The organism is Streptomyces sp. NPDC127106, from assembly GCF_042677605.1.
Lineage (GTDB): Bacteria > Actinomycetota > Actinomycetes > Streptomycetales > Streptomycetaceae > Streptomyces.
Genome location: NZ_JBHXTC010000011.1, coordinates 36540 through 49604, shown reverse-complemented (window position 1 = coordinate 49604; position 13065 = coordinate 36540). Strand labels below are relative to the sequence as shown.

The 13065-nt window shown below is 67.7% G+C and carries 5 protein-coding genes and 1 pseudogene; 5 read left to right on the top strand and 1 reads right to left on the bottom strand.

All coding sequences use genetic code 11. From position 1 onward, the window contains the following. Positions 1-192 precede the first annotated feature (192 nt). Together ACFVGY_RS13175 and ACFVGY_RS13170 are read left to right on the top strand one after the other, a co-directional pair. Positions 193-7062, top strand: a complete 6870-nt coding sequence (locus ACFVGY_RS13175; RefSeq protein ID WP_385675468.1) for a polymorphic toxin-type HINT domain-containing protein — start codon at positions 193-195, stop codon at positions 7060-7062. Between the two features lie 928 nt (positions 7063-7990). Then, on the top strand, positions 7991-8236 hold the full coding sequence (locus tag ACFVGY_RS13170; RefSeq protein ID WP_385675466.1) for a hypothetical protein: 246 nt from the start codon (positions 7991-7993) through the stop codon (positions 8234-8236). A gap of 116 nt (positions 8237-8352) precedes the next feature. Here the strand turns inward: ACFVGY_RS13170 and ACFVGY_RS13165 are convergent. Continuing rightward, positions 8353-8661: pseudogene (locus ACFVGY_RS13165) on the bottom strand (tyrosine-type recombinase/integrase); the annotation flags it as partial. A 1400-nt stretch (positions 8662-10061) separates the two neighbouring features. Between ACFVGY_RS13165 and ACFVGY_RS13160 the strand changes: the two are divergent. From ACFVGY_RS13160 to ACFVGY_RS13150, 3 genes are all read left to right on the top strand, one after another. Beyond that, positions 10062-11255, top strand: a complete 1194-nt coding sequence (locus tag ACFVGY_RS13160; RefSeq protein WP_385675463.1) for a serine hydrolase domain-containing protein — start codon at positions 10062-10064, stop codon at positions 11253-11255. Positions 11256-11341: 86 nt separating this feature from the next. Next, positions 11342-12127, top strand: coding sequence for an SDR family NAD(P)-dependent oxidoreductase (locus ACFVGY_RS13155; RefSeq protein WP_385675460.1), 786 nt, complete (start codon positions 11342-11344; stop codon positions 12125-12127). A gap of 52 nt (positions 12128-12179) precedes the next feature. Next, the gene (locus tag ACFVGY_RS13150) at positions 12180-12944 is read left to right on the top strand and encodes a TylF/MycF family methyltransferase (protein ID WP_385675457.1); all 765 of its coding nucleotides are present in this window, start codon (positions 12180-12182) and stop codon (positions 12942-12944) included. Positions 12945-13065 lie beyond the last annotated feature (121 nt).

Below are 13065 nucleotides of genomic sequence, written 5' to 3'. Positions count from 1 at the left end.
GGGGTGTCGACGGTCGCCGTTGAATCAAAGAACGGCTCCCGTGGAGTTTCGGGCGTGGGGGCGGTTCGAGCCGGTGAGCTCCCTGTCTGGATTACATCTGTAAATGGCGCGAATCGCTCGGCAGTCTTTTCTAGCCAGGCCATCGGAGGTTCGGCAGCCGATTCCGGCCAGGACACGACGCTGCGCGTCGAGGTGAAGGACCCGGACAAGGCCCGCGCGGCCGGCGTCAACGGTGCACTCGTCGCCGTCAGCAGCGCCCCGGGAGCCGCTCCGGCGGGCAAGGTCGAAGTCGGTCTCGACATCTCGGCGTGGGCCAAGGCCGCTGGAGCCAACTGGGCCGACCGCGCCGCCTTGGTGCAGCTGCCCACCTGCGCCCTGACCACTCCCGGCGCCCCCGGCTGCACCACCCGCACGCCTCTGGCTTCGCACCGGGACGCCTCGGGGCGCTTGATCGCGAAAGTCGACGTCCACGGGACTCCCGTAGCGAAGGGGCAGCCCGGCGGAGCAAAGTCGGCACCGGCGGCCCCGCAGATGCTCGCCCCGCAGGACCTGGCCATCGCCGTCGAGGCGGGCCCGCAGGGCGCCAGCGGTGACTACACGGCCACCCCGCTGCAGCCGTCCGCCTCCTGGCAGGCCGGGGCGAACGCCGCGAACTTCACCTACGGCTACACCGTCGAGGTGCCCAACGGCATCGCCGGCGCCGGGCCGGGCATCTCCCTCGGCTACGACTCGTCCTCCGTGGACGGGCGCACGGCGTCGACCAACGCCCAGGCCGGCCCGATCGGCGAGGGCTGGGACTGGAGCCCCGGCTCGATCTCGCGCTCGTACAAGGGGTGCAAGGACGCGGGCATCAAGGACTCCGGCGACGAGTGCTGGGCCGGCGACATCCTCTCCCTGAACCTCGCCGGGCACTCCGGGCAGATCGTCCGCGACGACGCCACCTGCGTCTACCGCCTGCAGAATGACGACGGCACGAAGGTCGAGCGGCTGACCGGCCAGCGCAACTCCGCCTGGAAGGGCGAGGCGTTCAAGGTCACCACCACCGACGGAACCCAGTACTACTTCGGCTCCAACCGCCTCCCCGGCGGTGACGGCACCGACCCCGAAGCCAAGTCGGTCTCCACGGTCCCCGTCTACTTCAACAGCGGCCAGGACAAGTGCCTCGGCGCGGACACCCCGGCCAACAGCACGTGGCAGCAGCTCGGCTGGCAGTGGAACCTCGACTACGTCGTGGACCCGCACCAGAACCTGACCAGCTACCGCTACGAGCAGGAGGACAACCACTACGGCCGCGGCGGCGGCCAGAACAACGGCAACGGCAGCCCGACCCGCTACCAGCGCGGCAGCTACCCGACCTGGATCGGCTACGGCCAGCGCCTGCCCGAGCAGATCGCGGCCAAGGGCGCGGCCAAGCCCGCCGCCCAGATCCTGTTCGAGACCGCGGAGCGCTGCTTCGCAGCCGGCGCCATCACCTGCGACCCTGCCCAGCGCACCAAGGCCAACGCGAAGTCCTGGCCCGACACCCCCGTCGACCAGGAGTGCGCGGCCACCGGCCAGTGCCTGAACCTTTCGCCCACCTACTTCACCACCAAGCGCCTCACGAAGATCAACACTGAGGTGCTGGCCGGCACCGGCTACCGCCGGGTCGACACCTACCTCCTCAATCAGTCCTTCCAGGACCCGGGCGACGGTTCGTCACCGACCCTCTGGCTGGACTCGGTCGAGCGCCGGGCCTCCAACGGCAAGACGGAACAGAAGCTGCCGCCGGTGACGTTCGAGCCGCTGCAGATTCCCAACCGCGTTGACGGCGTGGTAAAGCGCCCGGACGGCACCGAAGCCTCGGCGCCGCGCTACAACCGGCCACGCATCCAGAAGATCACCACCGAGACCGGCGGCCTGATCAACGTCGTCTACAAGGCCCCGGAGTGCTCCCGCGTCAAGGGCACCATGCCGTCCTCCGACGACGCCAACACGATGGCCTGCATGCCGGTCAAGTGGTACCTGCCGAAGCAGTCCTACGAGGACCCCGTCAACGACTGGTTCCACAAGGTCGTCGTCCAGTCGGTCACCCAGCAGGACATGGTCGCCGGCCAGGTGACCACCGTGACCGACTACGAGTACGGCGGCGGCATCGCCTGGCACCGCAACGACTCCGAGTTCGCCGACCCCAAGACCCGCACGTGGGACCAGTTCCGCGGCTTCGCCACGGTCACCACCCGCACGGGCAACGGCAACGCCGCCGAGGGCCCGCGCACCAAGAGCGTGGCCACGTACCTGCGCGGCATGGACGGCGACGTCCTCGCCAACGGCAGCAAGCGCAGCGTCATCCTCACCGACGCCCACGGCGGCAGCATCAAGGACGAGGAGGTCCTGTCCGGGCGGGTCCTCCAGACCGAGACGTACGACCGCGACGGCGGAACCGTCATCGCGGACGAGGTCACCACCCCCTGGCTCGGCAAGCACACCACGGCCACCCGCGCCCAGTCCGGCGGCATGCCGGCCATCACCGCCCGCGCCCAGAACACGGCCAAGGTCACGAGCCGGGCCAAGCTGGCGGATGGCACCTGGCGCACCAGCGAGCGCACCTCGGAGTACGACGACACCCTCTTCTCGCGCCCGCTCCGGGTCGACGACAAGCAGGACCTGTCCCGCCCGGCGCAGCGGCTGTGCACCGAGTTCGAGTACGCCGCCGGCCCCGGTGGCGCCCCGACCGAGCTCGTCTCCCGCACCCTCGTCCTCTCCGGGGCCTGCGGCCAGACCCCGACCACCGCGAACACGGTCGGCGACACCGTCGCCTACTTCGACAACCAGCCCGCCAAGCAGGCCGGCGCGACCGGCGACCAGACGGGCACCGCGGTCCTGGAGAAGTACGACGACGCGGGCAAGCCGGTCTACCGCCTCAACTCCACCTCCACGTACGACGCGTACGGTCGCGTCACCAGCAACACCAACAAGGTCCGCAAGGACGCCGCCCACCCCGACGGGGCGGTGACCACGACCGAGTACAAGCCGGCCACCGGCAGCCTGCCCACCGCGGTCACCCACACCAACCCGCTGGGCTGGAAGACGACCACGACCCTCGACCCCGGCCGCTCGCTGCCGCTGAAGTCCACGGACGAGAACAAGCACGTCGCCGAACGCGAGTACGACGCCTTCGGTCGTGTCACGTCCATCTGGCAGCCCGGCCAGGAGCGCGCGAAGGGCGCACTGCCCGTACGCAAGTACTCGTACGCGATGAACGGCACCAACGCGCCGTCCAGCGTCCTGAGCCAGGCGCTGATGGGCAACAAGCAGACGTACACCACGAGCTACACGATCTACGACGGCCTCGGCCGGATCCGTCAGACGCAGGCGAACACGGTGTCAGGGGCCAAGGGCCGCCTGGTCACCGACGCCCTGTTCGACTCCCACGGCCGCCAGGTCAAGACGAGCGCCCCGTACTACAACGACGAGGCTGCCCCGTCAGGGGCGCTGTTCCTCCCGAACGGCGGCGTCCAGCCCGACAGCAAGATCCCGGCGCAGACCATCTCCGTCTTCGACGGCCTGGGCCGGACCACTGCCTCCGTCTTCCAGTCGTACGGCGTGGAGCAGTGGCGCACGAGGACGGAGTACCCGGGCGCTGACGAGACCCGCACCATTCCGCCGAACGGCGGCCACGCGACGGCGACGGTCAGCAACGGCACCACGTCGCACCTGCGCCAGTACAAGTCGAACGCTCCCACCGGGGCGTACGACGAGACGACGTACGAGCGCAATGCGCAGGGCAAGGAGCTCCGGCGCAAGGACGCCGCCGGCAACGAGTGGACCTTCGCCTACGACCTCCTCGGCCGGCTGGTGAAGACCACCGACCCGGACTCCGGCACCAGCACCACCGTCTACGACGACAGCAAGAACCTCACCACCGTCACCGACGGCAGGGGCAAGAGCGCCACCACCCTCGTCGACCTCCTCGGTCGTACCGCGGCCACGTACGAGGGCAAGGCCGTCGACCCGGCCAAGCAGGTGGGCGGCTTCACCTACGACACCAAGGCGGTGGGCAAGCCCGCCACGAGCACCCGCTACGTCGGCGGGGCAGGCGGCAGCGCCTACGTCACCGAAGTCACCGGCTACGACGGCGGCTACCGCCCCCTCGGCACCAAGGTGACGATCCCTCCGGTCGAGAAGGACTTGGCCGGCGTCTACGAGACGAAGAACACCTACGACGCGTACGGGCAGCTGGTCCAGTCGGACCTGCCGGCCATTGCGAAGGCAGGGCTCGGTGTCGAGTCCCTGGCCATCGGCACGGACGGGTCCGGCAACCTCTCCACGCTCGACGGCACCATTGCGGGGGTCCGGACCCCTTACGTCGCACGCGTGCTCTTCGACGCGTACGGTCAGACCATTCGTACGACGGTCGGTGAGAGCGGCCTGCAGGTCGTCTCCACGCTCGACTACGACATCGCGACCGGCCGCCCCGTCCGCTCCACGCTCGACAAGCAGACCGCGGCCAGGGCCAGCGTCGACGTCGTCGACTACACCTACAACCAGGTCGGCCAGCTGACCTCGATCGGTAACACGCAGGACGGCGCCAAGCGCGACCTCCAGTGCTTCACCCACGACTACCTGGGCCGACTGACCCAGGCCTGGACCGACACGGGCGCCCAGACCACCGCCCCGCAGCCGAGCGTCCGGGGCATCGGAGGCTGCGCCAACGCGAACGGTCCGGCGGTCGACGCCGCGGGCAAGCCCAGCGTGGGCGGCCCGGCTCCGTACTGGCAGCAGTACGAGTACGACCTGATCGGCAACCGCAAGAAGCTGGTCCGCAAGGACGTCACGGGCGACGCGGCCAAGGACACGACGGTCACCCAGACCTTCGGCGGCCGCCAGAACTCCCCCTCCACCGACCCGAAGACGGGCGGCGGCACGGGCGGCCCGCACGCCCTGATGACCTCGACGGAAACCGGCCCGGCCGGCACCAAGGTCATCTCGTACACCTACGACGCAGGCGGCAACACCGCCTCCATCACCGATACCCCCGGTACCCGGACGCTGACCTGGAACAGCCAGGGCAAGCTCGACAAGATCACCGGAACCGGCGAGAAGGGCAACACCAGCTACCTCTACGACACGGGCGGCAACCAGCTCATCCGCCGGGACCCGGACAGCACCACCCTCAACCTCGGCACCGACCAGATCACCCTCAACACGACCACCGGCAAGGTCACCAACGTCCGCACCTACGCGGCCCCCGGCGGCCTGTCCGTCACCCGCACCACCACCGGCGGCGAGTCCGACCTCACCTACCAGAGCTCCGACCACCACGGCACGGGCGGCGTCCAGTTCAAGGCCACCGACCTCGCCCACGTCCGCCGCGCCACAGACCCCTTCGGCAACGACCGCGGCACCCCGCCGGCTCCGGACAGCTGGGCGGGCGACAAGGGCTTCGTCGGCGGCACCGAGGAGAAGTCCACTGGCTTCACCCTCCTCGGCGCTCGCGAGTACGACCCGAAGACGGGCCGCTTCATCAGCCCCGACCCGCTCATCAACGCCGGCGATCCACAGCAGTGGAACGCCTACGCCTACGCAAACAACAGCCCTGTCAATGCGTCCGACCCCAGCGGGCTCATGACGCCCTGCACCAGCGGGTGCGAGGAATCGGAAGAGTTCGTGAGTCCCCCGCTCTGGGAGGACGACGCGGTATCGAGCGCCGGCCGGGAGCTGCGGCAGGCCAACGCATCGCTCGACAAGGCCAAGAAGAGGCGCGCCCACCTCATCCACGAGGTCGTCAACCTCATCGGCGACCTGATCGGCTACAACGACGCCCGCGACTGCTTCACCAAGGGCGACGTCATGGCCTGCATCAACACGGCCCTGGGCGCCGTCCCGTGGGGCAAGATCGCCAAGGCCATCAAGGTCGGCATCAAGGCCTTCAAGATCTACAAGGAGGTCAACAAGGCCTACGACGCCATCCACGAAGCCGAACGGGGGGTTTCCCGCGCGTCCGACGCGATGACCCGGGCCAAGTCGGCGGCCAAGGAAGCGCGCGACGCCGAGGCCAAAGCAGCCCAGTCGGCATCGGAGAAAGCCGGCAAGGAAACCGCCACCGACAGCGCCGGAACGGAAGCCAAAGCCACACGCGAGACATCCGACACGGAGGTGAACTCCGGCTCCGCCGATTCCCACAGCAGCGGAGGCGGGGAGTCGAGCGCAGGAACGGGATGCAAGGTCAAGCGGAACAGCTTCCCGACCGGCACCCGCGTCCAGATGGCCGACGGCACGACCAAAGAGATCCAGGACGTCCGCGTCGGCGACACCGTCCTCGCCACGGACCCGCAGACCGGCGAAACCCGTCCGCAACAGGTGACGGCCACCATCACCACCCCCGACGACAAGGAGTTCACGGACCTCACCCTCACCGACGATTCCAACCCGAGGGCCCCGCCGACCGACCTCACCTCGACCTTCCACCACCCGCACTGGAACGAGACCCGCCGCCAGTGGGTCGACGCGGGCGAATTCAACCCCGGTGACCAGCTCCGCCGCCCCGACGGCACCACCGTCACGGTCAAGGCCAAGCGCAACTACCCCTACGCAGTTACCACCCACAACCTCACCGTCAACGACTTCCACACGTACTATGTGCTCGCAGGCGCCACCCCGGTCCTCGTTCACAACTGTGGACGGAACCAGGACGGGTATCTGTATCGCGGTCTTGCCGAGGGGCACAACCGCTACGATGCCGCTGCTGAAGGCCGTTCGGTTCCCGTCGGAGGCAACAGGACCATCGAACAGCACTCGGGTGCAAACCAGACAGACAGCAACTTCACGTCGTGGACGGATGACCCCGAAACCGCCGCGGAGTCTGCCCAAACTCTGGGCGAGAAGTGGGTTGGCAGGGGTGTGATGCTGCGCATCAGGGTGGCAGGCATCGATCCCGCCATCGGGCCGTCGAGGAATATTCAGATCCACGACACGACATATGAAAACTGGGGTGAAGACGAGCATCTCATTGTCGGTGAAATCTTGGCCGACGAGATTAGCTTCGACCTCGGGGAGACCTGGTCAACCGTCAGGCGGCGATGAGATGAACGAGGTATCCGCGAGTGAACTGCTCGCTGCGTGGGAGTCCGGATCCGAGGTCAGTATTCAGGCCAAAAATGCACTGCTTTCTGGAGCACATTTCAATGTCTGGCTCGACCCCGTTCTGGCGCCGATGCTTCGGGGCACCCTGCGTCGCAGGGTGACAGCCACGCAACGGCGCGGCAGGTCGGTCGTCGGGGCCACGGAATGCCTTGCGAGTCTTGCCGAAATGGGAGAGCGGGGCCTTCTTGTGGGCTACGTGGACGACCGTGAGCGAGCGGGATACTACTTTCAGCTCTACCTCGATCCGCATCCGCTCAAAGTGATCGGATGCGTCAGGGTCGGCATCTCCCCGGGGGATGACCCCGTCACTGGTTCCACATAAAAACCCAGCGGCCCCACCGGATCTCTTTCTGGTGGGGCCGCTGGGTTTTTTGACGGTTGACGGCGGACCCGCACCTCGCCGCCCCCGCCAGGGGGCGCCAGCACACGTACTATGTGCTGGCGGGGGCCACTCCGGTCCTCGTGCACAACTGCAATGAGTCGATGGACTTCGTGCATGGGACAAGCTCATCTCATGCCGACAACATCGAAACCAATGGGTTGAGTGGTACGGCGGCTCGGGAGAATTCTGCTGGCGGATCTGTCGGGCAGCCGGGAAACCTGTTCACTTACCGGGTAAGCCCCGGTGACGCGGATACCCTCAGTGCCGCGGCAACGTTTGGTGGGAGCCACTTCTGGCGATCGCCCAGCCATCCTTATCTTCCGCATGTGTAAGTGCACCTACGAACGACTGCGGGCGGAAGGGCATATAACCACCCGTGTCACTACGAGGTGAGCGGAAGGGTCGAGCACATCTTCGGCCCAGGGGCCATGCCGCACTTGGAGCAGATCTATCGCAGGAATTTCTGATCGCTGTAGAGTACTGAGTGTGATGGGTGGTGATGTCCGGATGGTTGATCCTGCCGACTACGATAAGGATATGCCGCGCGTTCAAGAGCACCTGGAGAAGTTTCAAAGAGCCGTTGCGAACGTACGTCAAACCCATACTGGTCACCCGCTGAATGAAGTTCGACAGGCTCTCTTGAAGGCATTCGAATCGGAGGGTTTGGCCGTATGGAGTGAGGTGGCAGATGATGCGGCTCGACGCATCGCCGAGGGGATAGGCAAGGCGTAAGGCTGTCATTTACGCCGCCGATCGCTTCATTCGATCGCGGCAGCAAACCTGAAGCCCCACCAGATGTTACTGGTGGGGGCTTCAGGGCTGTTTGACGGCAGTAGTTGACGGCAACGTCAGCGGACGAGAGCGGCGCAGGATGGCGGTTCTTCGCCGTCGCTGGCGGTTGTCTCGGTAATCGCCGGGCCGTTGAGCGCGGTGCTGAGGGTGTCGATGGCGTCGCGTTGGAGGCGGAGCCGGACGTGGGCATAGACGGTGGCGGTAACGCCGACGTGGGCGTGACCGAGGAATTCCTTGATCACGACGAGTTCGATGCCCTGTTCCAGGAGCAGGGTCGCAGTCGAGTGGCGGAAGTCGTGGAAGCGGATGCGGCGGAGGCCGGCCTTGCGGAGGAACGTGGTGAAGCAACGGCTGAGGCCGGAGGGGCCCGAGCTGAGAGCGCGGTGGTGGTTCCCTCCTTCGCCGTGCACACCACAGCCGTTTCCGCCTCACCCACGGCCTTTGCTGCGGTCGCGCCGCTCGAGCGTAGCCGGGTGATTCCGCTCCGAATGCCTGAGTGATCGTCGCTGAAGATGAGTGGGTAAGGATCCGGATCAGTACAGAACCGCTGGTTGTGGATGTCCGCCAATCGTGTGCGCGGTCCCGCGTCAGTGTGCTACTGACCCCTTCGGGAGGTGCGTACTTTGACGTAAGTACGCGCAGGGTTGGAGAGGCAAGGCGGAGCCTCCCCCTTCCTCTTCGTAGGGTTCTAGATCAGAGCCATCATGGTGGTTGTGCCGAGATCGGATGTATCGCGCAGGCGATGGAAGCCAGGGACCTAGTTCGAGGGAGCAGTAGCTTGGCGGTCCTCCGTAAACCATTCGATCACCCGCGATACAGGGACCTCCTTCCGGCTTGTGGATCGTGTCAACTCGTCATGGCCAGGCTCCGAATCGCTGACCTATACCCAGGAAATGGGGCGCCGTAGTGGGTAGAGTTCTCAAGCGGTTGGCCGCAGTGCGTTGGGCCGACCTGTCGGACGCAACTGGCTCGGCAGGTGGTATTCCCGCTTTGCTTTCGCGGGCAGCGTGGGCCGATGGGCCAGCTGCGTGTGCGGCTGTAGATGAATTGTCGGATAGGGTCTGTGCGCTAGGTTTCGTGGTGTCTGAGGTCACGCCGGTCACGGTTCCATTCCTTATGGAACTGGCAGGTCACCCTGAGGCGCAGTGTCGAGTGGAGGTGATTGACTTGATCACCTCGATTTACAAGACGACGCAATGGGAAGAGGCCTCGGCTGCGGCCGATCCAAGATATCGTTCAGCGTTCGAAGAAAAGGTCGCCTGGGAGGCGAGGGCAAAGGATGCGGTACAAGCGCACAGGCAAGTCGTCGAGGTTCTTGCGCGGGGCGCAGACCGTGGCGTGGCAGCTGCCGCCAGTCGGCTCCTTTCGCTTCTATCGAGCTGCTGACGCGGGTGTCAAGGATTCGCCTCTGGAACATCTCATTGCCGAGGCTGCGGCGGCATGACTCCGTAAGGAAATCGGGAGCCACGCCGACGGCAACACGGGCGTACGACAGGGCACTTCCGCGCACAGCCACGGACAGGCCGAGAAGTCGCTGAGGTGTGTGGTCCGCTCCGCCGGCAGCTGGGCGAACGTGCGGACGTCGCGGTTTCCGCACGTGCGGCCCCGGACTCCTTCGGCTGTGGTGTGGCTTGTGGGGGGGTGTCGGGCCAGAGGCGGGGCGCTGGAGTTTGGCTTGAGTGCGGTGCGAGTGGGGCTCGTATAGATGGGCCCGTGTCGGCCGGCTGGACGGCCGCGGTCACTCCCGCGCGAAGGATGGACGACGGTGCAGCAGTATCCCCAGGCAGGGACGGTCGAGGACGGGTTCGACGAGGTCGGGCGGGTGTTCGCGGAGAATTTCGCCGACGGGGAGGAACTGGGGGCGGCCGTCTGCGTGTACTACCGCGGGCGGGCCGTCGTGGACGTGTGGGGCGGCTGGGCCGGTCCCGAGAGGGCCGATCCCTGGCGGCGCGACACCCTGGCCGTGCTGGCCTCGCCGACCAAGGCGTTGGTCACCGCCGCCTTCCTGCACCTCGTCGAGCAGGAGGGGCTGGATCTCGACGAGCCCGTGGGCGTGGTGTGGCCCGAGTTCGGCGAGCACGGGAAGGGTTCCATCACTCCCCGCATGGTCCTTGCCCAGCGGTCCGGGGTCGTGTGTCTCGATCATGCGCCGATCACGCCCGAGGGGCTGAGAGAACATGCCCCCGTTGCCCGGGCGCTGGCCGCCGCGCGGCCCGAGTGGGAGCCCGGCACCGCGCACGGCTACCACGCCACCACCTACGGGCACCTGCTGAGCGAGCTGATCAGGCGCCGCACCGGGCTGACCGCCGGCCGGTACTTCGCCCGGCACCTCGCCGCCCCGTTGGGGTTGGACGCCCACATCGGGCTGCCCGCCGGCTCCGGTGCACACCTCGCCACCATGATGGAGTCCAAGGCCGAGGCCCTCATGGACGGCGCCGACCCCGGGACCGAGCTCGCCATGCTCCGGGCGCTCGGCGACCCCGGCTCGCTGACCCACCGGGCGATGATCGGCAGCATGCGGCTCCACGACGCCCTCGACCCGGAGGTCGAGGACCCCTCGTACGGTGCCGTGGCCAGTGCGCAGGGCCTCGCCCGGCTGTTCGCCGCCCTGGTGGGGGAGGTGGACGGCTTCAGGGCGATCGGGCCGCAGGTCACCGCCGAAGTCGCCCGCCCGTACTCCCGCGGCACCTGCCGGGTGGTGTTGCTGCCCAGCACCTGGGGGCTCGGCTTCATGCTGCCCGACAGCCCCGTCTTCCCCGCCTCCGCCGGCCTCGGCCCGCGCGCCTTCGGCTTCGACGGCGCCAACGGCACGTTCGTCTTCGCCGACCCGGACCGCGAGCTCGCCTTCGCGTACGTGCAGAACGCCGGCTCGCGCACCATCGGCCGGATGAACGACCGCGCGCACCGCCTCGTCGAGGCCGTGCACCGCTGCGTCGATCCCGCCCGCCGCCCGCTCTAGCGGTCTTCTAGAGGGCTTGGAGGGCGGTTCTAGTGCCTCCTGCGACTTTGGCGCCGCTTGAGTCAGAGTCGATCACCGGAGGAAACATGGCGGCCGACGCCGTACGTACTGCACTTGTCACCGGAGCCACCAGCGGGATCGGCCTGGAGATCGCCACCCGCCTGGCCCGCGCGGGCCACCGCGTCTTCCTCGGCGCCCGCACCGCCGACCGGGTCACCGACACCGTCAAGGCCCTGCGCGCCGAGGGCCTGGAGGTGGACGGCCGCAGCCTGGACGTCACCTCCCGCGAGGACATCACGGCCTTCGTGCACGCCGCGACCGAGCGGTTCGGGCCCGTCGGCATCCTCGTCAACAACGCCGGCCGCTCCGGCGGCGGGATCACCCGGGAGGTGTCCGACGAGCTCTGGCTCGACGTCATCAACACCAACCTGAACAGCGTCTTCCTGATGACGAAGGACGTCCTCAACCACGGCGGCATGCTGGAGCAGGGCTGGGGCCGCATCATCAACATCGCCTCCACCGGCGGCAAGCAGGGCGTCCTGCACGGTGCCCCCTACTCGGCCTCCAAGCACGGCGTGGTCGGCTTCACCAAGTCCCTCGGCCTGGAGCTGGCCAAGACCGGCGTCACGGTCAACGCCGTCTGCCCCGGCTTCGTAGAGACCCCGATGGCCGAGCGCGTCCGCGCGACGTACGCCGGCCTGTGGGACGTCACCGTCGACGAGGCCCACGCCCGGGTCAGCGCCCGCGTACCGATCGGCCGCTACGTGATGCCCGAGGAGGTCGGCGCGATGGTCGACTACCTCGTGGGCCCGGGCGCCGCCTCCGTCACCGCGCAGGCCCTCAACGTCTGCGGCGGTCTCGGCAATTACTGACATGCGCACGTACCGCCATCCCGCCTCGCATCCGAAAGGACCCCGCATCCGCATGGAGAACACCGCAGAGCCCGCAGAGCTGTACCTCGACCTCCTCGAGAAGGTCGTCACCAACCTGGTCTACAAAGACGCCCCCATCCCCAACGAGTGGTTCCCCGAGCGGGACTTCCGCCCCGAGAACCGCGAGACGGGCATGGACTGGCCCAGCGTCGCCCACACCATGGTCGGGCTGAAGCGCGTCCGCAACGTCCGCGACCTCCTCGACCGGGTCGTCGCCGACGGCGTACCGGGTGACTTCATCGAGACGGGCGTGTGGCGCGGCGGCGTCTGCATCTTCGCCCGCGGCTACCTCAAGGCGCACGGGATCACCGACCGGAACGTCTGGCTGGCCGACTCCTTCGAGGGCATCCCCGACACCGGCGAGGACGGCCACCCCATGGACCGGGAGATGGCCCTGCACCACTCCAACCACGTCCTCGGCGTCACCGCAGACACCGTGCGCGAGAACTTCGAGCGGTACGGTCTCCTCGACGAGCAGGTTCGCTTCCTGCCGGGCTGGTTCAAGGACACCCTGCCCACCGCCCCCGTCGAGCGGCTGGCGGTCCTCCGGCTCGACGGCGACCTGTACGAGTCCACCCTCGACGCCCTCGACCACCTGTACCCGAAGCTGTCAGCCGGCGGATACGTCATCATCGACGACTACTTCATCCCGGCCTGCCGCAAGGCCGTGGACGAGTTCCGGGAGCGCCACGGCATCACGGACGAGATCGAGGCCATCGACGACTACAGCGTCTACTGGCGCCGTTCCGCCGCCTGAGCCTTCCTGCGCATCTTCCCGAGCACCTTCCGTTCGAGCAACACCACGAAGTCGGCCTCCAGGACCCGGTCAGGGTCCTGGAGGCCGACTTCGTCATACGGGCTGTCGGGTCCGACGGGTC

Excerpts from the sequence above, each read along its gene's own strand:
- ACFVGY_RS13155 (WP_385675460.1), top strand. The coding sequence starts at position 11,342 with ATGGCGGCCGACGCCGTACGTACTGCACTTGTCACCGGAGCCACCAGC.
- ACFVGY_RS13150 (WP_385675457.1), top strand. The coding sequence starts at position 12,180 with ATGGAGAACACCGCAGAGCCCGCAGAGCTGTACCTCGACCTCCTCGAG.